At 61.3% G+C, this 21786-nt stretch carries 19 protein-coding genes and 1 tRNA gene; 8 read left to right on the forward strand and 12 right to left on the reverse strand.

Annotation, left to right across the window (positions count from 1 at the left end; genetic code table 11):
* Positions 1-2: 2 nt before the first annotated feature.
* Positions 3-3506, forward strand: a complete 3504-nt coding sequence (mfd, locus tag V7S54_RS27855) for a transcription-repair coupling factor (RefSeq protein ID WP_336409425.1) — start codon at positions 3-5, stop codon at positions 3504-3506.
* A 51-nt stretch (positions 3507-3557) separates the two neighbouring features.
* Here mfd and V7S54_RS27860 read toward each other — a convergent pair whose 3' ends face one another.
* Positions 3558-4220, reverse strand: a complete 663-nt coding sequence (locus V7S54_RS27860) for a DsbA family oxidoreductase (protein ID WP_065373708.1) — start codon at positions 4218-4220, stop codon at positions 3558-3560.
* An 88-nt stretch (positions 4221-4308) separates the two neighbouring features.
* Positions 4309-6090, reverse strand: coding sequence for an extracellular solute-binding protein (locus tag V7S54_RS27865; protein ID WP_065373763.1), 1782 nt, complete (start codon positions 6088-6090; stop codon positions 4309-4311).
* A 307-nt stretch (positions 6091-6397) separates the two neighbouring features.
* Here V7S54_RS27865 and V7S54_RS27870 point away from each other — a divergent pair, with 307 nt between their 5' ends.
* Positions 6398-7027, forward strand: coding sequence for an invasion associated locus B family protein (locus V7S54_RS27870; RefSeq protein ID WP_058322469.1), 630 nt, complete (start codon positions 6398-6400; stop codon positions 7025-7027).
* A 77-nt stretch (positions 7028-7104) separates the two neighbouring features.
* Here the strand turns inward: V7S54_RS27870 and hspQ are convergent, their stop codons facing one another.
* The 3 genes from hspQ to V7S54_RS27885 form a co-directional block, all read right to left on the reverse strand.
* On the reverse strand, positions 7105-7434 hold the full coding sequence (gene hspQ, locus V7S54_RS27875) for a heat shock protein HspQ (protein WP_057255944.1): 330 nt from the start codon (positions 7432-7434) through the stop codon (positions 7105-7107).
* A 294-nt stretch (positions 7435-7728) separates the two neighbouring features.
* The gene (glnA, locus tag V7S54_RS27880; RefSeq protein ID WP_057255946.1) at positions 7729-9138 is read right to left on the reverse strand and encodes a type I glutamate--ammonia ligase; all 1410 of its coding nucleotides are present in this window, start codon (positions 9136-9138) and stop codon (positions 7729-7731) included.
* A gap of 63 nt (positions 9139-9201) precedes the next feature.
* Positions 9202-9540: a P-II family nitrogen regulator gene (locus tag V7S54_RS27885; RefSeq protein ID WP_003528058.1), complete on the reverse strand. Its 339-nt coding sequence runs from the start codon at positions 9538-9540 to the stop codon at positions 9202-9204.
* A gap of 344 nt (positions 9541-9884) precedes the next feature.
* Here V7S54_RS27885 and V7S54_RS27890 point away from each other — a divergent pair, with 344 nt between their 5' ends.
* Positions 9885-11360 carry a bifunctional ADP-dependent NAD(P)H-hydrate dehydratase/NAD(P)H-hydrate epimerase gene (locus V7S54_RS27890; protein WP_065373707.1) on the forward strand — a complete coding sequence of 492 codons (1476 nt, stop codon included), beginning with the start codon at positions 9885-9887 and terminating at the stop codon, positions 11358-11360.
* A 75-nt stretch (positions 11361-11435) separates the two neighbouring features.
* On the opposite strand, the gene gpt is transcribed toward V7S54_RS27890, so the two are convergent.
* On the reverse strand, positions 11436-11933 hold the full coding sequence (gene gpt, locus V7S54_RS27895) for a xanthine phosphoribosyltransferase (protein WP_057255950.1): 498 nt from the start codon (positions 11931-11933) through the stop codon (positions 11436-11438).
* A gap of 174 nt (positions 11934-12107) precedes the next feature.
* A complete protein-coding gene (locus V7S54_RS27900) occupies positions 12108-12863 on the reverse strand; it encodes a competence/damage-inducible protein A (protein WP_065373706.1) in 756 nt (251 codons plus the stop codon).
* Between the two features lie 166 nt (positions 12864-13029).
* On the opposite strand from V7S54_RS27900, the gene wrbA reads away from it, so the two are divergent.
* The 3 genes from wrbA (at position 13030) to V7S54_RS27915 (ending at position 14400) form a co-directional block, all read left to right on the forward strand.
* Positions 13030-13629 carry an NAD(P)H:quinone oxidoreductase type IV gene (wrbA, locus tag V7S54_RS27905; RefSeq protein WP_065373705.1) on the forward strand — a complete coding sequence of 200 codons (600 nt, stop codon included), beginning with the start codon at positions 13030-13032 and terminating at the stop codon, positions 13627-13629.
* Between the two features lie 229 nt (positions 13630-13858).
* On the forward strand, positions 13859-14101 hold the full coding sequence (locus V7S54_RS27910; protein WP_065373704.1) for a DUF2188 domain-containing protein: 243 nt from the start codon (positions 13859-13861) through the stop codon (positions 14099-14101).
* 80 nt (positions 14102-14181) lie between these two features.
* The gene (locus tag V7S54_RS27915; protein WP_065373703.1) at positions 14182-14400 is read left to right on the forward strand and encodes a hypothetical protein; all 219 of its coding nucleotides are present in this window, start codon (positions 14182-14184) and stop codon (positions 14398-14400) included.
* 82 nt (positions 14401-14482) lie between these two features.
* Here V7S54_RS27915 and V7S54_RS27920 read toward each other — a convergent pair.
* From V7S54_RS27920 to V7S54_RS27935, 4 genes are all read right to left on the reverse strand, one after another.
* A tRNA-Leu gene (locus V7S54_RS27920) sits at positions 14483-14567 on the reverse strand.
* A 198-nt stretch (positions 14568-14765) separates the two neighbouring features.
* Complete coding sequence (locus V7S54_RS27925) at positions 14766-15470, reverse strand: HAD family hydrolase (RefSeq protein ID WP_065373702.1); 705 nt, start codon at positions 15468-15470, stop codon at positions 14766-14768.
* Between the two features lie 4 nt (positions 15471-15474).
* Positions 15475-16065 (reverse strand): hypothetical protein, encoded by a 591-nt coding sequence (locus V7S54_RS27930; protein ID WP_065373762.1) that lies wholly within the window; start codon positions 16063-16065, stop codon positions 15475-15477.
* Between the two features lie 81 nt (positions 16066-16146).
* Positions 16147-17601: a TrkH family potassium uptake protein gene (locus V7S54_RS27935; RefSeq protein WP_065373701.1), complete on the reverse strand. Its 1455-nt coding sequence runs from the start codon at positions 17599-17601 to the stop codon at positions 16147-16149.
* 156 nt (positions 17602-17757) lie between these two features.
* Here V7S54_RS27935 and ilvA point away from each other — a divergent pair, with 156 nt between their 5' ends.
* Entirely contained in the window at positions 17758-19005 is a 1248-nt protein-coding gene (gene ilvA / locus V7S54_RS27940; RefSeq protein WP_065373700.1) for a threonine ammonia-lyase, read from the forward strand.
* A 75-nt stretch (positions 19006-19080) separates the two neighbouring features.
* A complete protein-coding gene (locus tag V7S54_RS27945; protein WP_058322476.1) occupies positions 19081-19401 on the forward strand; it encodes an HlyU family transcriptional regulator in 321 nt (106 codons plus the stop codon).
* A gap of 177 nt (positions 19402-19578) precedes the next feature.
* Here the strand turns inward: V7S54_RS27945 and V7S54_RS27950 are convergent, their stop codons facing one another.
* Positions 19579-21552 (reverse strand): bifunctional 2',3'-cyclic-nucleotide 2'-phosphodiesterase/3'-nucleotidase, encoded by a 1974-nt coding sequence (locus tag V7S54_RS27950; protein WP_065373761.1) that lies wholly within the window; start codon positions 21550-21552, stop codon positions 19579-19581.
* Positions 21553-21786 lie beyond the last annotated feature (234 nt).

The following is a 21786-nucleotide window of genomic DNA, read 5'->3' on the forward strand; positions in this document are numbered from 1 at the left end:
TGATGCTGGTTGGCCTTGATCCGAAGAAGATTGTCGAAGCACAGCGGGAGATCACGATCGGCCCGGTTCCATCAGGCGCCGAGGCACTGGTTCTGGCCGAGCTCGCGCGCGCGGGCCAGCCGGTCGCCTATATTCTCTCGGATGGTCAACGGATCGCGGATCTTGAGCAGGTTCTCGGTTTCGTGGCGCCGGATATTCCGGTGCTGACACTACCCGGCTGGGACTGCCTTCCCTATGACCGCGTGTCGCCAAGCGCCGACACGTCAGCGCGGCGTCTCGCGGCGCTCAGTGCTCTGATCGCGCACAAGAAGAAGCCGCATGCGGCGATCGTGCTGGTGACGGTCAATGCTGCCCTGCAGAAGATCTCGCCGCAGGATGTGATCGAGAGCCTGGCGTTTTCGGCCCGCCCCGGCAACCAGGTGCGCATGGATGACATCGCCACCCGGCTTGAGCGCAACGGCTTCGAGCGCGTTGCGACTGTGCGCGAAGTGGGCGAATATGCGGTGCGCGGCGGCATCCTCGATGTCTTCGTGCCCGGCAGCGGCGAGCCTCTGCGCCTCGACTTCTTCGGCGATACTCTGGAGACCATCCGCTGCTTCGATCCCGCAAGCCAGCGCACGACCGGCCAGGTCCGCTCCCTCGATCTCAACCCGATGAGCGAGGTATCGCTGACGCCGGAGACGATCAGCCATTTCCGCAAGCAGTATCTATCGCTTTTCGGCGCGACGACCCGCGACGATGCGCTCTACCAGGCCGTCTCCGAAGGGCGGCGTTATGCCGGCATGGAGCACTGGCTGCCGCTCTTTTATGACGGGCTGGAAACGGTCTTCGATTATCTCCATGGTTTCCGCATTGTCACCGATCATCTGGCGCGCGAAGCCGCGGCCGAACGCTCGAAGCTTATCCTCGACTACTACGATGCCCGCCTGGCATCGGCCTCTCCCGGCAAGTCGCAGACGACCCAGGGGACGCCCTATAAGCCGGCTCCGCCGGAACTGCTCTATCTGAATTCGCAGGGCTTCAATGCTGCACTGACCTCGCGCGACGCCATTCGTCTGTCGCCGTTCAGCGAGCATGAAGGCGAAGCCCGGCAGGTGATATCGGTCGACGCGCGCCAGGGCATGCGCTGGGCGAAGTCGGCCGGCGAGGGGGAGACGGACAGCGAACGCGTCAACGTCTTCGACCAGGCGGTCAAGTACATTGCCGAGCGGCGCTCGAAGGGCGCCAAGGTGGTCATTTCGGGCTGGAGCGAGGGATCGCTGGACCGTCTGTTGCAGGTGCTTGCCGAGCACGGCCTCGGCAACATCAAGCCGATCAAGGCGCTTGCCGAGGTCAAGAGCCTGAAGCCGGGCGAGGCGGGATCGACCGTCCTCAGTATCGAGGCCGGTTTCGAGACAGGCGATCTCGTTGTTATCGGCGAACAGGATATCCTGGGCGACCGCATGGTACGCCGTTCGAGGCGCCGCAAGCGCGGGGCCGACTTCATCGCCGAAGTCGCGGGTCTCGACGAGGGCAGTTACGTCGTGCATGCCGAACACGGCATTGGCCGGTTTGTCGGGCTGCGCACTATCGAAGCCGTCGGCGCACCGCATGATTGCCTCGAGCTCGTCTATGCCGACAATGCCAAGCTGTTCCTGCCGGTCGAAAACATCGAGCTTCTGTCGCGCTATGGAGCAGAAGGGACTGATGCGATCCTCGACAAGCTTGGTGGCGTTGCCTGGCAGGCACGCAAGGCCAAGCTCAAGAAGCGGCTGCTGGACATGGCAGGCGGCCTCATCCGTATCGCCGCCGAACGCCACACGCGTCGGGCACCGGTTCTTGCCGCTCAGGATGGCGTCTATGACGAGTTCGCAGCGCGCTTCCCCTATGACGAGACCGAGGACCAGCTGAACTCTATCGAGGCGGTGCGCGACGATCTCGGCAGCGGCCGTCCGATGGACCGCCTCGTCTGCGGCGACGTCGGCTTCGGCAAGACGGAAGTCGCGCTGCGTGCCGCCTTCATCGCGGCCATGAATGGTGTACAGGTTGCCGTCGTCGTGCCGACGACGCTGCTGGCGCGCCAGCATTTCAAGACCTTCTCCGAGCGTTTCCGCGGTCTGCCGATCCGCATCCAGCAGGCATCCCGTCTCGTTGGATCGAAGGAATTGGCGTTGACCAAGAAGGAGGTGGCCGACGGAAAGACCGACGTCGTCGTCGGCACCCACGCGCTGCTTGGCACTTCGGTCAATTTCGCCAATCTCGGCCTTCTGATCATCGACGAAGAGCAGCATTTTGGCGTCAAGCACAAGGAGCGGCTGAAGGAGCTGAAGTCGGATGTCCACGTGCTGACGCTTTCGGCGACCCCGATCCCGCGCACGCTGCAACTGGCGCTGACCGGCGTGCGCGAACTGTCGCTGATCACGACGCCGCCGGTCGACCGCATGGCGGTGCGCACCTTCATTTCGCCCTTCGATGCGCTGGTGATCCGTGAAACGCTGATGCGCGAGCACTATCGCGGCGGCCAGAGCTTCTATGTCTGCCCGCGCCTGAGCGATCTCTCGGAGATCCATGACTTCCTGAAATCCGACGTTCCGGAATTGAAGGTAGCGGTCGCGCACGGCCAGATGCCGGCGACCGAGCTCGAAGACATCATGAACGCCTTCTACGACGGGCGTTACGACGTGCTGCTTTCGACGACGATCGTCGAATCCGGTCTCGACGTCCCGACGGCCAATACGCTGATCGTGCACCGCGCCGACATGTTCGGCCTCGCCCAGCTCTACCAGCTGCGCGGTCGTGTCGGCCGCTCGAAGGTGCGTGCCTTCGCGCTTTTCACGCTGCCGGTCAACAAGACGCTGACGGGACCTGCCGAACGACGGCTGAAGGTGCTGCAGTCGCTCGACACGCTCGGTGCCGGCTTCCAGCTGGCGAGCCACGACCTCGATATCCGCGGCGCCGGCAACCTGCTTGGCGAGGAACAGTCGGGCCATATCAAGGAGGTCGGCTTCGAGCTTTACCAGCAGATGCTGGAAGAGGCGGTCGCCGAGCTCAAGGGTGAAGAAGAAATCCACGATACCGGCTGGTCGCCGCAGATCTCGGTCGGAACCCCGGTCATGATCCCGGAACACTACGTGCCGGATCTGCACCTGAGGCTCGGTCTCTATCGCCGCCTCGGCGAACTGACGGATCTGAAGGAAATCGACGGCTTCGGCGCCGAGATGATCGACCGCTTCGGGCCGCTGCCGATCGAGGTCCAGCACCTGCTGAAGATCGTCTATATCAAGTCGCTGTGCCGTACGGCGAATGTCGAGAAGCTCGATGCCGGGCCGAAGGGTGTCGTCGTGCAGTTCCGCAACAAGGAGTTCCCGAACCCGGCGGCACTCGTCGGCTACATCGCCAAACAGGGCACGCTGGCGAAGATCCGGCCGGACCACAGCATCTTCTTCCAAAGGGAGTTGGCAACGCCGGAGAAGCGTCTTTCGGGCGCTGCGATGGTGATGACGCAGCTCGCCGGGTTGGCGAAATAGCCTATGCAGGCAGGGAGCGCTGCCGCGTGATGCGGCAGCGTCTGCGGTGGATCAGTTCGGCTTGCCGCTTGCCTTCATCTCGGCGATTTCGCGCAGCGCATTCGTCAACACGTCGACGGATTGCGCTCCCATCACGGCATATTGCCCGTCGAGGATGAAGCAGGGGACGCCGGTCACGCCCATCTCGCGGGCCATGCCGACCTCTTCCTTGACCGCGTCCCTATCGGCGTCGGAGGTCAGCAATGCCGCGATGACGGGACGGTCGAGGCCGGCCTTGTCGGCGATATCCAGCAGCACGGCGTGATCGCCGACATTGCGGCCCTCCTCGAAGTTCGCCTTGAACAGCATGCCGACGACGGCCGTCTGCGCTGCCTCGCCGTTTGTCGCAGCCCAGCGGACCAGCCGGTGCGCGTCGAGCGTGTTCGGGCTGATCTTCACGGCGTCAAAGTCGAAGGCGATGCCCTCGGCGTTTCCGAGTTCGCGCAGCATGTCATGGGCGCGATCGACCGCCGCCTGGCCGCCGAGCTTCGCTGCCAAATGCTGCTTGTGGTCGACGCCCTCCGGCGGCAGGTCGGGGTTGAGCTGGTAGGGACGCCAGTTGACGGTGACGAGCACGTCCGGGACGTTGGCGATCGCCTGATCCAGCCTTGCCTTGCCGAGATAGCACCAGGGGCAGACGACGTCCGAGACGATATCGATGCTGACGGTTTGCATGGTGCGGGTGCCTTTCCTTGTTTGGTATGTCGGCGAGATAAGCCGGTTTTATCCGGCTTTCAATGCGTTACCAAAAGGGAACCAACCTCTATTGCGCGTTTTGATCCCACCAGGCCGGAAGCTGATAGCCATAAAGCGGCAACACATCGGGACGGCCGATATGCTTGCGCCGGGCAACCCACTGTGCGTCCAGATGATAGAGCGGAACCAGATAGGAATTGTTGATCAGCAGCCGGTCGTGGGCGCGCACGGCAGCCGTGAAATCCTCGGTCGTGCGGGCCTGGAGAATGTTGTTGATCATGCGGTCGACATCCTTGTCGGCAACGCCGGCAAAGTTGTCGCTGCCCTGCCGATCCCGCGACTGGGAGGACCAGCGCCCGGCCTGTTCGATGCCGGGTGACAACGTCGACGGGAAGGACTTGATGATCACGTCATAGTCGAAGGACTGGCTGCGCTGCTGGTATTGCGAATCGTCGACTGTGCGCACCGACACCTGGATGCCCAGCGGCGCGAGGAAGCGCTGGTAGGCGAGGGCGATTTTTTCCTGGCCCGCGTTCTGGCTCATGATCTCGAAGGCGAGCGGTGCGCCCTTGGCGTCCACCATCTTGCCGTCCTTGATCTGGAAGCCCGCCTCCCGCATCAGCGAGACGGCGACGCGCAGCACGTTGCGATCACGTCCGGAAGCGTCGGTTACCGGCAGCCGGTAGGTGCCGTCGAGGATTGCCGGATTGATGCGATCGCGCGCATCGCCGATGAGGCCGAGTTCGCGGTCGTCTGCCGGTGCGCCGAGAAAACTCAGCGTCGAGTTCTGCCAATAGCTCTGGGTGCGCGTGTAGGCGCCATCGAAGAGGTTCTTGTTGACCCACTCGAAGTCGAACACCAGCGCCAGACCCTGGCGGAGCTTGAGGTTGTCGAACATCGGCTTGCGGGTATTGAACACGATGCCGAGCATGCCCGAGGGGGTTTTCGGCTTGAAGGTCTCCTTGACGACGTCACCGCTACGGACAGCCGGGAAATCGTAGCCACGTGCCCACTTGGTGGCGCTGCCCTCCGGATAGATGTCGATCTCGCCCTTCTTGAACGCCTCGAACAGCGAATTTTCCTGGAGGAAGTATTCGACCGAGATTTCGTCGTAGTTATCCTGGCCGACCTTCGACGGCAGGTCCTTCGCCCAGTAATCCGGGTTTCTCTTGTAGACGATGCGCTCGCCGGGCTTCACTTCGGCGACGTGATAGGGGCCGGAGCCGAGCGGCGGCTTCAAGCTCGTCTGCTCGAAGGTTGCGACGTCGATGGCGTGTTTCGGCAGGACCGGCGAGAGGCCGAGCAGCAGAGGAAGCTCGCGGTCGGCTTCTTCGGTAAAGGTGAAGCGAACGCTGCGGTCGCCCACCTTCTCCATCTTCGCCACTTTGGCCAGACGGTTGCTGAAGGGGACGCGTCCCTTGTCGCGCATCAGTTCGAAGCTGAAGATCACGTCTTCAGCGGTGACCGGCTGCCCATCGGCCCAGCGGGCATTGGGGTTGAGGTTGAACTGGATGAAGGTCCGGTCGTCATCCCATTCAACCGATTCGGCGAGCAGGCCGTACATGGTGAAGGCTTCGTCGCGCGAGCGCTGCATCAGCGATTCGTAGACGAGGTTGCCGTATTCCGGGTCCCACATGCCGCGCGCTGTCGTGCGCATGCTTTTCAGAATGAAGGGATTGAGGCTGTCGAAGCTGCCGACAACGCCGTAGGCGATCTTCCCGCCCTTCTTCACGTTCGGATTGACGTAACGGAAGTTCTTGAAATCGGCCGGCAGCGCCGGCTCGCCGTGCATGGCAATGGCATGCACGGGCGCGGCTGCCGCACCATTGCCGAACGAAGTGACGGTCATGAGCAAAGCCAGACCGGAAAGAAATGCACGCAAAGTCACCTCCCGTGAAGGGGTATCAACAGGCCGATTCCCTGAACGTTACCAATGGTGACCGATGAATCCAACCGATCAGCCGCCCAAATTCCGCCCAGTAGCAAGTCAAAAAATGACAGGAAACACTGGATAATCGAAGCGAGCCAATGTAACAGGTGTTTCCGGAAACGGGGTCATGCATTTGCCTTATTTGGCCAACAGGACAACGGCGGCTGACGATACTCACCTGCGGAACGAACTGTTCCGTTACCGGATTTCAGGAGACGGAATCACAATGATCTTCAAGTCGAATTTTACCAAACGCTCGGGTATGGCAGCGCTGGCGCTCTCTGTAGCTGCTGCGGGCGTACCGAGTGTTGCATCCGCTCAGCAGGCGGGTGGCAAGCCGCCGCAGGGCTGGTTCAAGATCTGCACCAAGCAGGAAGACAATGACGTCTGCATCGTCCAGAACCTCCTGACCGCCAACAACGGCCAGCTCGTAACCGCTGTCGGCCTCATCACCGTAAGCGGCAAGGTCAACCGCAAGGTCCTGCAGGTTTCCGTACCGTCCGCACGCCTCATCCCGACGGGTGTCCAGATGCAGATCGACGGCGGCAAGCCGGTCAAGCTCGACTACGCAATCTGCATGCCGGACAAGTGCGTCGCCGAAGCGCCGCTGTCCGACCAGCTGATCGCCAGCCTGAAGAAGGGCAATGAGGTGGTCTTCACCTCGGTCAACTTCCAGCGCGCTCCGAACCCGATCAAGATGGCCCTCACGGGCTTCACCGGTATCTTCGACGGCGAGCCGATCGAGCAGTCGCAGCTTGAAGAGCGTCAGCGCCTTCTGCAGGAAGAAATGCAGAAGAAGGCGGAAGACGCCCGCAAGAAGCTCGAAGAAGCCCAGAAGGCTGCCAAGAAGAACTAAGCGATCTCTCGCTATCCCTAAAAGAAACGCCCGGACCTAGCGTCCGGGCGTTTTTTATTTGTCCGGGGCGAAAAGCCCTAGTGACGGAAAGCCGCCTTGGGCCTGTAGTGGCCGACGCCATCCTTGTCGAACAGGGCATCGACTTGTGCGTGGCGCATCGGCCGGTCGCTGTCGTCGAACTCCAGGTTCTGCTCGGAAACGTAGGCGACATACTCGCTGTCGTCGTTTTCGGCGAACAGATGGTAGAAGGGTTGATCCTTGCTCGGGCGGATCTCCTGCGGAATGGCGTTCCACCATTCTTCGGTGTTGGCGTATTCCGGATCGACGTCGAAAATGACGCCTCGGAACGGGAAAATCCGATGGCGAACCACCTGTCCGATCTCGAATTTGGCGTTTCTTTGTTTCATGACGCAACACATCCTTTCAGGAGATTATCTGGGTTGGCGAACCCAAAACATCAATAGGGATCTCCCTTCCGCCCGGCGTTGGACAATTGCGCTAGCTGTCCGGATAGACGCGCAAAAGTTGCCGTCTACATAATATCACACAATTCGGCAAAGCGTGCCGCCCACCCAGAGGTGCAGCGTTTCCATGAGCGCGAGCATCAGTCGAAAAAGAAAAGCCGGCGACCTCGATCGAGGCGCCGGCCTTCTGCATGGGTTGCTTAGCCGGACGCGATGTTGCTGCCGGCCTGCACGGTCTTAGACCGAGTAGTACATGTCGTACTCGACCGGATGCGGCGTCATTTCGAAGCGCATTACCTCCTGCATCTTCAGTTCGATGAAGGAGTCGATCTGGTCGTCGTCGAACACGCCGCCGGCCGTCAGGTACTTGCGGTCCTTGTCGAGGCTTTCGAGCGCTTCGCGCAGCGAGCCGCAAACCGTCGGGATCTTCTTCAGTTCCTTCGGCGGCAGGTCGTAGAGGTCCTTGTCCATGGCCTTGCCCGGATGCAGCTTGTTCTTGATGCCGTCGAGGCCGGCCATCAGCATGGCTGCAAAGGCGAGGTAGGGGTTCGCGGTCGGGTCCGGGAAGCGGACTTCAACGCGCTTGGCCTTCGGGTTGGTGCCGAACGGGATGCGGCAGGAAGCCGAGCGGTTGCGTGCCGAATAGGCGAGCAGAACCGGTGCTTCGTAGCCCGGGACGAGACGCTTGTAGGAGTTCGTCGACGGGTTGGTGAAGGCATTCAGCGACTTGGCGTGCTTGATGATGCCGCCGATGAAGTAGAGGCAGGTTTCCGACAGGCCGGCATATTCGTCGCCTGCGAAGGTCGGCTTGCCGTCCTTCCAGATCGACAGATGCACGTGCATGCCCGAACCGTTGTCGCCGAAGATCGGCTTCGGCATGAAGGTTGCCGTCTTGCCGTAGGCGTTGGCGACCTGGTGCACGACGTACTTGTAGATCTGCATCTTGTCGGCGTTGCGCACCAGCGCGTCGAACTTGACGCCGAGCTCGTGCTGGGCGGCGGCCACTTCGTGGTGATGCTTTTCGACCGTTACGCCCATTTCGGACAGAACCGTCAGCATTTCCGAGCGCATGTCCTGGCAGCTGTCGATCGGCGGAACCGGGAAATAGCCACCCTTGACGCGCGGGCGGTGGCCGAGGTTGCCGGTCTCATAGTCGGTGTCGTCGTTCGACGGCAGTTCCGAGGAGTCGAGCTTGAAGCCGGTGTTGTACGGATCGGCCTTGTACTTGACGTCGTCGAAGACGAAGAATTCGGCTTCCGGGCCGACGAAGACGGTGTCGCCGATACCCGATGCCTTGAGGTAGGCTTCCGCCTTCTTGGCCGTGCCGCGCGGGTCGCGGTTATAGGATTCGCCCGAAACCGGATCGAGAATGTCGCAGATGATGACCATCGTCGACTGCGCGAAGAACGGGTCCATATGCGCTGTTTCCGGATCGGGCATCAGCACCATGTCGGACTCGTTGATGGCCTTCCAGCCGCCAATCGAGGAGCCGTCGAACATGACGCCATCGGCGAACATGTCTTCGTCGACGCAGACCACATCCATCGTTACGTGCTGCAGCTTGCCCTTGGGATCGGTAAAGCGCAGGTCGACGAACTTGACGTCGTTGTCCTTGATTTGCTTCAGAATATCGCTTGCAGTCGTCATTTGCCGTTATTCCCTGTGTGAGATGACGAGGTTTGAAAAAACCGGGCCGGACGGCCCGTGATATCAGATGGCGTCGAGGCCGGTTTCGCCCGTGCGAATTCGGATGACTTCTTCCACATTGGAAACGAAAATCTTTCCGTCACCAATGCGGCCGGTTTGCGCGGCATTGCGGATCGCCTCGATGACGGCCTCCGCGTTTTCGTCCGCCAGCACGACTTCGACCTTAACCTTCGGCAGGAAGTCCACCACGTATTCGGCGCCGCGATACAGCTCCGTGTGACCCTTCTGCCGCCCGAAGCCCTTGGCTTCCGTGACGGTGATGCCCTGCAGGCCGACTTCCTGAAGGGCTTCCTTCACTTCGTCGAGCTTGAAGGGCTTAATGATCGCTTCGATCTTTTTCATGAGAAAATGTCTCTCCGCTTCTCCCTTTAAAGCAGGATCATGCCCGCTCGCCCTGAATATGCACGTTGCATGCCAGTTTTTCTGCGAAAATCTGTCAAAACGACAAAAAATCTACTGCCGAGACGCGGATCGCTGGGTTTCCATGCCATTTCCTGGCTGGGATCTGCCTAATTTTTATGATTTTCGATCGAAAGTTGCCCGGCATCGGTCGATGCTTTCAGTCTCCAATAGGGTGACGCACGTTATTTGAGCAACAAATATGTGCAAATGCATAATTATGGGGCAAATGGCGCGCTGGGTGTGAGGCCTTGCGTCATGCCGCCGGGCGTGGATAAGTCTGCGACATGCGCTCCGAACTTCAGCACTTGTTGATCACGTCCACGGAAATGACGGCAATCGATCAGTCAGCCGCCCAATCCGGCATCGAAAGCTTCACGCTGATGCGCAATGCCGGCCTGGCCGTGACCGCTGCGGCCCTGCGATACTTCCCCGGTGCTCACCGTTTCGTCGTCCTCTGTGGGCCGGGCAACAACGGCGGCGATGGTTACGTCGCGGCACGCGGTCTTGCGGAAAGTGGGGCGGATATCGCGGTTTTTGCACTCGGCAATCCCGCGGCACTTCAAGGCGACGCCGCACGCGCACGGTCGGAATGGAATGGGCCGGTCGCGTCGCTTGACGCAATCGAACTTCGGGCCGGCGATGTCGTCATCGATGCGCTGTTCGGGGCCGGGCTCTCGCGCGATCTCTCGGGTGACGTCGTTCAGCTCATTGAACGGGTCAACGCGAGCGGGCTACCGGTCATTGCGGTCGATCTGCCGAGCGGCATCGATGGGCGGACCGGTGAAGTCCGTGGCGCCGCTTTCGCAGCCCGCCACACGGTAACCTTCATAGCGCCGAAGCCGGGCCACTGGCTTTTGCCCGGTCGATCCCTGTGCGGAACGCTCGACGTCTTCGATATCGGAATCCCGTCGCGCATCGTGCTGGCCGAGGCCGGCCCGCTGCGTCTGAACTCGCCGGCGGTCTGGTCAGGCTGGGGTGGAGATCTCGCGTCGTCAATGCACAAGTTCAGGCGTGGTCACCTCGTCGTCTTCTCAGGCGACCGGCAAGCAACGGGGGCAGCGCGCCTGGCAGCCACGGCCGGTCTCGCGGCCGGCGCCGGATTGGTCACGGTGGCAACGGGAAAGGCTGCGCTCGGCATCAATGCGTCGCAACTGACCGCCGTGATGGTCAAGGAAGTGGAAGGTAAGCGAGACCTGACGAAATGGCTGCAGGATCGTCGCTTGGGCAGCTTCGTCCTCGGGCCTGGTTTCGGTGTCGGCAAGAAGGCGAGGGATTTTGCGCTTGCTTTGTGCGATCGGTCGCTGGTGCTCGACGCAGACGGGATCACGTCGTTTCAGGCGAACCGCGAGGACCTCTTTGCCGCGCTTGCAAGAGGTGGGGGGCAGATGGTCATGACGCCGCACGAGGGCGAGTTCGCCCGCCTCTTTCCCGAAATTGCCGGCGACGGCGCACTCTCCAAGATCGAAAAGGCGCAGAAGGCGGCTCGCGAGAGCCATGCGGTCATCGTCTACAAGGGAGCAGACACGGTGATCGCAGCACCCGACGGTCGGGCCGTGGTCAACAACAATGCGCCAGCATGGCTGGCAACGGCCGGTTCGGGAGACGTTCTCGCCGGCATCACCGGCGCACATCTTGCTCAAGGGATGCCGGCCTTCGAGGCAGCGGCGGCCGCCGTCTGGCGACATGGTGCGGCCGGCAGCCAGGCCGGGCGGGGGCTCACCGCCGAAACATTGGTTGGCGCCATTCCGCCAATGGCATGAGGCTGGAAACGCAACGCCTCAAGCAGCCGGACTTCTTGGAAGGGACCGCTCGCGGCGCTTTTGCCTACCCGGCGCTTAGCCGCGGGTGCCCTTGGCGATCGGCTCCTGATAGGTGAAGCCCATGTCCCAGGGGAAGTAGATCCAGGTGTCCTGGCTCACTTCGGTAACGAAGGTATCGACCATCGGCCGGCCCTTCGGCTTGGCGTAGACGGCGGCAAAATGCGCCTTCGGCAACATGGCGCGCACTTCCGCGGCGGTCTTGCCAGTGTCGGTCAGGTCGTCGACGATCAGCACGCCTTCGCCGCCGTTCTCGGCGATTTCGGGCGCGATGCCCTTCAGCACCTTCATCTGACCCTGCGTGTCATAGTCATGGTAAGACGCGATGCAGACAGTCTCGATCATACGGATATTGAGCTCGCGGCAGATGATCGCCGCAGGAACAAGACCCCCACGCGTGATGCAGACCATGGCGCGCCATTCCTGGCCGTTGTCGGCGAGGCGCCACGCAAGCGCGCGCGCGTCACGGTGGAACTGGTCCCAGGAGACGGGAAAGGCTTTATCGGGCAGCGACATCAGTGGGCTCCGGCTTGTCTGTACTTGGTAAAGACGAAGCGTCCGGCAGATCGGGCAGGCGGGAACGCGTCATCCTGATTTGCCGACATGCAATAACGGCAATAGCGGTCAAAGTGCAAGGCTCTACAGCGCCGCGCGTCCTTTAAGATGCGCCAAGCGCGCTATGCAGGGCCGTCAGGCTTTCGCGCGTGCTTCGGTGATTGCCTGGATCATCGCCTGCACGTCGGCTTCGGCCGCAGCCAGCGCCTGCGGATCGCGGGCACGCACGACAATATCGGTCGAGAAGTTCTTGCCGTCGAACTTGGGGTAGGAGCCAATGCTCGTCTCCGGATGGTTCTTCTGCACCTCCGTCAGCGGACTGCCGATATCACCTTCGCCGAATGGCGAACGCACGGTGTGCGAGAGGAGGGGCGAACCGACCTGAAGGCCGGGCAGCAAGGCGTCGAGCATGGCCTGAAACACCTGCGGCACACCGGCCATGACATGCACGTTGCCGATCGCGAAGCCCGGCGCGGTTGAGACGGGGTTCGGGATATGGCGTGCGCCAAGCGGCATGCGCGCCATGCGCTTGCGCGCATCGGTGAACTCCATGCCGCGGCGTTCGTACATCGCGCCGAGCAGGGCCATCGCCTCGGGCTCGTAGACGCACTCGACGCCGAAAGCGCGCGACACTGCGTCGGCGGTGATGTCGTCATGGGTGGGGCCGATGCCGCCCGACGTGAAGACGTAATCGTAGCGGCTGCGTACGGCATTGATCGCTTCGACAATGGCGGTTTCGTCATCGGCGACGATCCGCACTTCGCGCAGATCAATGCCCACCATGGTCATCATGTCGGCGAGATGGCCGATGTTCTTGTCCTTGGTGCGACCCGACAGAAGTTCATCGCCGATGGCGACCATCGCGGCGGTGACGATTTTAGTGCTGCTCATCGGTGATCCCTATTTATGTAAGCTGATCGTTTAACAGTAATTGTTTATTGTTCGACGGACGAGAACAGTCTGTTTCCCGGACAGCTCCTGGCAAGCGGCCGCATTTTGATAAATCTTCCCGGCAGCGGTGATCAAGTGGGATCGCTTGAATCCAAAGGAGCATTTTATGGCCAAGGTTCTTGTTCTCTATTATTCGGCATACGGACACGTCGAAACGATGGCCTATGCGGTGGCCGAAGGCGCAAAATCGACCGGCGCAGAAGTGGACGTCAAGCGCGTTCCCGAACTCGTGTCGGAAGAAGTCGCCAAGGCTTCGTACTACAAGCTGGACCAGGCAGCGCCGATCGCCACTGTCGAAGAACTTGCGCAGTATGACGCAATCATCTTTGGCGCAGGCACGCGCTACGGCACCGTCGCTTCGCAGATGCGCAACTTCATCGACCAGACCGGCAGCCTGTGGGCCAAGGGCAAGCTGGTCGGCAAAGTCGGCTCGGTCTTCACATCCTCTGCGACGCAGCATGGTGGTCAGGAGTCGACGATCCTCGGCTTCATCCCGACCCTGATGCACCACGGCATGGTCGTCGTCGGTCTTCCCTATGCTTTCCAGGGCCAGATGGGCCTCGACGAGATCAAGGGCGGCTCGCCCTACGGCGCCTCGACGATCACCGGCGGCGACGGTTCGCGCCAGCCCTCCGAGGTTGAACTCGAAGCCGCTCGTTTCCAGGGCGCCCATGTCGCCAAGATCGCCGCGAAGCTCGCCGGCTGATTGGTTTAAGATATTGGATTTCTTGATCAAGGGCGGCTCCGATAGGGGCCGCTTTTTTGATTCGCGACACGCCGTTTCGGAGTGATTCGCGAAGGTGGCAATTCGCACCGCACCTGTGGTAATATCCGCCGCGTTCGGCATGAGCATGCCTTTGACGAGGAGGAAAAAAGGGCCGTGCGGCAACGGCCCGCCGAAGACCGAAGCGTTTTCGGACGATTGGGAGGGAAGTATGGCGCGGATCACTTACACCATCGTTCCTCATGACGGAGGATGGGCCTATAAGGCCGCCGATGCATATTCGGAACCCTTTCCCAGCCGCGAAATGGCGCTAGCCGCCGCCAAGGCTGCCGCCGCCGAACAACAGGTCGGCGGCGACGACGAAGATATCAGTTTCCAGGATGACGAAGGCCACTGGCACTTCGAGCACACAGACGGCGGCGATCGGCCGGAAGCGACCGTAGAAGACGGCTAGTTCGCTTCAAGGCAGCCGGCTCAATCCGAACACAAGCGTGAGTATTGCGTGCACACCATCTCTCCCACGGAGGATATTCGATGCACTATAGCGTTCAGATCTTCACCTGGACCCCGCGGCAGGGAGTCCACCAGGTTGGATCGGCAATCGAGGTGGACGCCCCCAATTCGAAGGCGGCAGCGGTCTCACTTCTCGGCCTCAGGCTGGAAAACCAGGGATGCGCAACGAAACTCGCCGTCCGGGTATGGCACGACGACGCCTACCGGGCCGAATGCGATTGTTATTACTACAACAACTGAGCGACCGCGCTCTCTGAGGCAACCTCTCGCTTCTCAGCGAGCGGCTACACGTGCGCGGGATAATCATTGAAAGCCGGATGTCTGGTGCGGGCGGCGGGGCTCGAACCCGCACAGCCAAGGCCGAGAGATTTTAAGTCTCTTGCGTCTACCAGTTTCGCCACGCCCGCTTTAGCCCCTAGATCAAACACTCAACGGGAACAGTCAAGTGCATCCAGACAGGTGAAAGGTGGATTGCCGCTCAGGCGTTCTGTTGCTTAGGCGGATTTCGTTGGACGCGCTAGCGCGGATGCGGTCGCGATAGCCTCCGACGCCTCCCTAGCAGCCTTTTGGTGGTGTGGCCGCAGGAGGACAATGAGCCCCCGTGCCTAGAGGGGCAAGCGTTCAAGAATCGGCGGCAATCCGCCGAGATCGTCGATCTCGCGAAATCTCGGATGGTTCTCCGGTTTGTCGTGATGCTCGAACGCCCAGGTCAGTGCATGTGGGACGTAAACACCCCAGCTTCCCGCATCAAGGGCCGGAACGATGTCGGATTTCAAGGAGTTGCCGACCATAAGGCTTTTCAGCGGCCCGTCGCCATGGCGCTTGAAGATGCGCTCGTAGGTGCTCGCATTCTTGTCGCTGACGATCTCGACGGCGTCGAAATAGTCGCCGAGCCCGGAGGCTGCAAGCTTGCGCTCCTGGTCGAAGAGATCGCCTTTGGTGATCATGACAAGGTGGAAGGTGCCGTGAAGGGCACTGAGTGTTTCTTGGACATGGGGCAGGGGTTCGACCGGATGGACAAGCATGTCGCGGCCGGCCGCCAGGATTTCGGCGATCACGGAAGAGGGGACCTTGCCATCCGTCACATCCACCGCGGTTTCGACCATCGAGAGCACGAAACCCTTTATGCCGAAACCGTAGAGACCGAGATTGCGTTTCTCCGCGGCAAGCAGCCGTTCGGACAGATGCTCGGTGTCGGTGTGAGGGCTGAGAAGTTCGGCGAAGCGCGCCTCGGTGAGGCGAAAGAACTGCTCGTTCTGCCAAAGCGTATCGTCGGCATCGAAACCAACAGTCGTTATTGCATGGGGCATGGTCTTACGGTCCGGCAATCTTGAAGGGCTGGTCGACGCTGGCGGTCTTGCCGCTGTTGACGTCATTGAAATGGAAACGCAGCACGTAGTCGCCGGCCGGCGCGCCGGAAACATCGATGGTCAGCGTCGAATAGATTTCCTGGTTCCTGAGGTAACCGGTGAAGGTGAAGTCGCCGAAGGCCTTCTGGCCGGCGAGCACGTCACCCTTCGGATTGAGGATATCGAAATCGACGGTGAAATGGCTCTCGAGCTTGCCCTTCTCCGCCGCATCCTTCCAGGAGAGGCCGATCGGCTCGATGTAGGAGATCAGCGACTCTCCCTCCTTGAAGACCGAGCCGTCTCGCGGCTGGTACATCGCATAGCCAGTCGGCTGCTTGGAGACGAAGATCGCCTTGCCGATCGCGAAGGGCAGCGTTTGCGAAAAGTCGCTCATCGCCTTGAGAAGCAGGTCTCGCGCCTTTGCCGCATCGCCCGATGCGGCAAGTTTCTCCGCCTGCGCCGCCGCGTCGGTGAGTGGTCCGGCGTGGGCGATGAAGTTTCCAGATAGTGTCGTGGCGGCGCTCAGCGTCGCCAGAAGAAGCATATGTTTCACCATGACGTTCCCCCATCGCCGGTTGACACCGACTTTCGGCATCTGCCGCATCAAGTCAAGACGATAGGGCCGGCCGGCCAATGGTCAATGCTTCCAGAACACCGGCGTCAGAATCACCAGCACGGTCAGCACTTCCAGACGACCGAGAAGCATCATCATCGACAGCAGATAGAGCTCGGGATCGCCGAGCGTCGAGAAGTTGCCGGCCGGCCCGATGATGGGGCCAAGCCCGGGACCGACATTCGAAAGGCAGGTGATGACCGCCGATGTCGCTGTGACCAGGTCGTAGCCGAGCGCACCCATGGCGAGGCTACCGAAGACCCAGAGCAGGATATAGGTGATGAAGAACAGGAAGATGGCCCGCTGCGTGTCGGCATCGACGGTGTTGTTGCCATAGCGCACTGCGTAGATCGCATTGGGATAGACGAGCTTGTTGAGCCCCGAGCGGATCGCGTTGAAGAGCACGATGAAGCGATAGGCCTTGATGCCGCCTGCCGTCGATCCGGAACAACCGCCCATGAAGGTCGCGATGAAGGCGGCCATGACGACGAAGGGGCCCCAGAGGCTGTAGTCCTGGCTGGCGTAGCCGCTGGTCGACAGGATCGAGGTGATGTTGAAGAAGGAATGCGCCAGGGCCAGGTGAAATTCGACGCCATTCGCCAGGCGGTGATAGACCGCCACTGCGACCGAAAAGGCAGAGAGATAGCCGAGAAAGACGATGATCTGCGGATCGCGCAGCGCGTCAAGCCGGCCGCGCGCCACGAGCACGATCAGGATCGAGAACGGCAGGCTGCAAAGCGCCATGAAGAAGGTCGCCGTCCAGAGCAGTGGAATGCTGCCGAAATAGGCGAAGGATGCATCATGGGTGGAAAAGCCGCCGGTGGCGACGGTCGACATCGCGTGGTTGATGGCGTCGAAGCGGTTCATGCCGGTCAGGAAGTAGCCGATGGTGCAGAGGAGCGTGATGACGACATAGACGATCAGGAACGCGCGGCTGAAGCTGGCGAGGCGTGCAAACGGCTTGTCGCTGGTATCGGAGGATTCCATCTTGAAGAAGGACATGCCGCCGACCCTGAGATAGGGGATGATGAAGAGGCCGAGCACGACGATGCCGATGCCGCCGAGCCAGCAGAGCAGCGAGCGCCAGACGAGCAGTCCGGGCGGCGCGTCGTCGAGCCCGACGATGACGGTGCCGCCGGTCGTGGTGATAGCCGATACGGACTCGAACAGCGCCTGGGCAAAATCGAGGTCGAGCGACGACAGCCAGAGCGGGATCGCGCCGACCACCGAAAACACGGCCCACAGCAGGTTGACGAGGACGAAGCCGAACTTCTTGGAGAAGGGCGGCGGCCCCATGCGGGTCGCCATGAAGGTCGCAAGCGACAACCCGCCGACCATGAAGGCCGAAGCGGCGAAGATCTGCCAATCGGGATGGCCGTAGTAGAGATCAACCATCGCCGGCACCAGCATCGCGCATGCGAGATAGATGCCGAGGATTGCCGCGATGTGCACGGCATGCCGGATCAGAGTTGCGTTCAAGCGTTCAGTTTCCCGGAAAGCGTTGCGGACGTCCCGGCCGAAGGGGATGCGGCTGCATTGTTCACGGCGGTCCGATTCGAGTCAAAGCGATGGCTTCGTGCGTTGCAATGTGCAATAGCCACAGCCATCGACCAACTCAACGGAAGACCGCACGCGATGAAGCAGGATGTTGAAGCCGCAACCGAAGCCTTGCGGGAAATCTTCCCGCCGACGCCGCTGCAGCTCAACGAACACTTGAGCGCGCGCTACGGCGCCAACATCTACCTCAAGCGCGAAGACCTGTCGCCCGTCCGCTCCTACAAGATCCGCGGCGCTTTCAACTTCTTCCGCAAGGCGCTTGGCGCCGGTGCCTCCGGCAAGACCTTCGTCTGCGCCTCGGCCGGCAACCACGCCCAGGGCTTTGCCTTCGTCTGCCGTCACTTCGGCGTGCCGGGCGTCGTTTTCATGCCGGTGACGACGCCGCAGCAGAAGATCGACAAGACCCGCATGTTTGGCGGTGAGTTCATCACCATCCGCCTCGTCGGCGATATCTTCGATCAATGCTACAAGGCGGCGCGCGATCACGTCGAAGCGATCGGCGGCGTCATGGTGCCGCCTTTCGATCACGCCGACATCATCGAGGGTCAGGCAAGCGTTGCGGCGGAAATCGCCTGGCAACTGCCTGATGGCGTCACGCCCGATCTCGTTGTTCTGCCCGTTGGCGGCGGCGGCCTTGCCGCCGGCGTGACGGGATATCTCAAGGACGCGGTTGCAGCGGATCATTTCATCTTTTGCGAACCCGCCGGTGCACCCAGCCTGCGCGAGAGCCTGGAAACCGGCAGCGTCGTGACCCTCGACCAGGTCGACAACTTCGTCGACGGTGCCGCAGTCGGACGGATCGGCGATCTCAATTTTGCAGCGCTCCGTCGCTTTTCCGCCGATCAGGTGATGCTTTTGGCGGAGAATGCGATCTGCCTGACGATCGTCGAGATGCTGAACGTCGAAGGTGTCGTGCTGGAACCCGCAGGCGCCCTTTCGGTTGCGGCCCTGGAAGCGCTCGGCCCCGAGAAGCTCGCGGGCAAGACGGTGGTTGCCGTCGTCTCCGGGGGCAATTTCGATTTCGACCGCCTCCCTGACGTCAAGGAACGGGCGATGCGCCATGCCGGGCTGAAGAAGTACTTCATTCTGCGCATGGCGCAACGACCCGGTGCGCTTCGCGACTTCCTCAATCTGCTCGGCGACGAGGACGACATCTCGCGCTTCGAATATCTGAAGAAATCGGCGCGCAACTTCGGCTCCATTCTGATCGGCATCGAGACCAAACAGGCCGAGAACTTTCCGGTGTTGAAGGCCCGCTTCGACGCCGCGGGGCTTCGCTACCAGGACATCACCGAGAACGAGATCCTCTCCAATCTCATCATTTAAATGGATCAGGGCGGTGCGGTCGATTATCGGCACTTAGGCTTTGACAGTGTCGGCCGCGGCGTCTAAGTCTTGGGCATGGCATCGTTTTTCTCGAAATTGTTCGGCCGTTCGGGCTCCTCTGAAAACCAGACGCAGGCTGCGCCTGGAAAGACCGAGGCCTATGCCGAATGCACCATCCGCGCGACGCCCATGCGCGAAGGCTCGCAGTTTCGTCTGGCTGGGAGCATCGAGAAGGCCTCGGCGGATGGCGGCACCAAGACCCGCAGCTTCATCCGCGCCGATCTCTTCACATCGGAGCAGGACGCGATCGATGCCGCTCTGCGCAAGGGACGCCAGATCATCGACCAGACCGGCCCGTCGCTGTTTTCCGACGACGCCCAGTCGCGTCAGGTTTGATCAGTCGCCGCCCTGCGGCGTATCAAGTTTTCTCAGGTAGTTAGCGCACATTCTTAATGTCTCGCGCTAATTTTCATCGGCCTGCGTATGGATCGCCGGACCAGCTAGATCTTCATCGTCCGCTCAAAATGATGGGCCGCCTCGAGACGGGCGGCCCGACCCTGGTTCGCCTGAAGCTCAGAGCTTGATCCGGAAGCGGGCAAAGCCTTCGGCGGCGTCACCAGCATCCTCGATGGTCACACCCTTCACTTGCGCCAGGAACTGCCGGGCCTTCGGCCCACTGTCGAAGGTCACGCTCGTATTGGCGAGCGGCACGAACGTCCAGTTGGCGTCGGCAGATGGATTGATCGCGCCCTGATCGATGATGTAGCGCACGACGACGTCACGGTTGGTGTCGGGGGCTACGAACACCACTTTGTCGGCGGCGATGTCGGGGAAATTGCCGCCGCCCCCCGCCCGGTAGTTGTTGGTCGCGACCACGAATTTCTGCGCTGCGTCAATTGGTTGCCCGTTGAACTGCAGGTTCTTGATACGGTTCGACGGCGCATTGATCGTGTTGCCGTCCTTGTCGAACTTTGGCGGCTGCGAAAGATCGATCTGGTAGGTGACGCCGTCGATGACGTCGAAATTATAGGACGGGAAGCTGCCGTTGATCAGTGGTGCGTCGGAGGCGCCTGGTTTGACTTCGTTGAAGATGCCGGCTGACATTTCCAGCCAGTTGCGCACCTGGTCGCCGGTTATGACCACTGCCTGCACCGTATTCGGATAGAGATAGAGGTCGGCGACGTTCTTGATCGCGATGTCGCCGGCGGGGACGTCGGTGTAGTAGTCCGCGCCGCCGCGGCCGCCGGCCTTGAAGGGGGCGGCGGCCGAAAGTACCGGCAGGTCGCGGTACTCGGTCTCCTTCAGCATGTCCTTGATGTACCAGGTCTGCGCCTGGCTGACGATCTGCACGGACGGGTCGTCGGCGACCAGGGCGAAATAGGAATAGAGCGGCGCACTGGTCTTGCCGACAGGCGTGCGCACATAGGCGAGCGTTGCCTCGTGGTCCTTCTTCGCGGCGGCCAGCACCTCAGGCTTGTCGGCGACCTCGGCGATCACCTTCTTCTCTTCGCGACGGTAGATCGGCCGCGCCTCGCTCGTTGAACTGACGACACGCCAGACGCCACTCTCCCGCTCGATCAGCAGGTCGATCAGGCCGAGATGCGAGCCCCAGAAGCCACCCATGACACCGGGCTTGCCGGAGATCAGGCCCTTCGTGTTGTCGACCCCCGCGATGCCGTCGAACTTCGGCCCGGGGAAATCCAGGTGGCTATGGCCGGTCACGATCGCATCGATGCCTGCGATGGCGGCAAGGGGAACGGACGCATTTTCGAGGTTCTCCGCATAGGCCTGCTGGCCGATGCCGGAATGGGAAAGGGCGACGACGATGTCGGCGCCTTCCTCTCGCATCTGCGGCACCCAGGCTTCGGCCGCCTTGACGATGTCGCGGGCATTGGCCTTGCCTTCGAGGTTCTTGGCATCCCAGGTCATGATCTGTGGTGGAACGAAGCCGATGAGGCCGATGCGGACCTGATGTTCCGCGCCGGAACCGTCTTTCACTTTTCGGTCGAGAATGACGTAAGGCTTGAGAAACAGCTCGTCCTGACGCCCGTTGGCGGCAAGTGCGCCCTTCGTCAGGTTGGCGCAGACGAGCGGGAAGTTCGCGCCGTTCAGGACCTTGAACATGAAGTCCAGGCCATAGTTGAATTCGTGGTTGCCAAGCGTGCCGCAATCATAGCCGAGCACGTTCATGGCGGCGATGACGGGGTGGATATCGCCGTCTTTCATGCCGCGCTGATAGGCAATGTAGTCGCCCATCGGGTTGCCCTGGAGGAAATCGCCATTGTCGACCAGGATGGAGTTTGTCGCTTCGGCCCGAATGGCGTCGATGATCGAGGCGGTGCGCGCGAGGCCGACCGTATCGCTGGGCTTGTCGCCGTAATAGTCGTAGGGAAAGACGTGAACGTGCAGGTCCGTCGTTTCCATGATTCTGAGATGCGCCTGGTTGGCGGCGGCGCGGACGGAGAAGGGGTGCAGCATGACAAGTGCCGAAGAAGCCGCGGCCCCCGCGAGAAGCGAACGGCGCGTAAGGTGGAGCGGGGATGTCATCGATGGCATGCGGTCCTCCATTTATCAAGGATCCCGGTTTTTCCGAGACGAGTGCAATCCGGAGTTTTGTTCGCAGATGCGCGAACCACGGTGGGTTGGCGGCGACTATGCCGGAAAGGCGACATTTCCGAAAGCGGCAGATTTTCGCATTCTGCAGGTCGGCAACCGCAGTTTCCGCTAAAGTTTTCTTCAAACTTCCTGTTTAACCCTGCTTCGGGAAACGGAACCTTTTCA

The organism is Ensifer sp. CCNWLY38 (assembly GCF_037120565.1).
GTDB lineage: Bacteria > Pseudomonadota > Alphaproteobacteria > Rhizobiales > Rhizobiaceae > Ensifer > Ensifer adhaerens_H.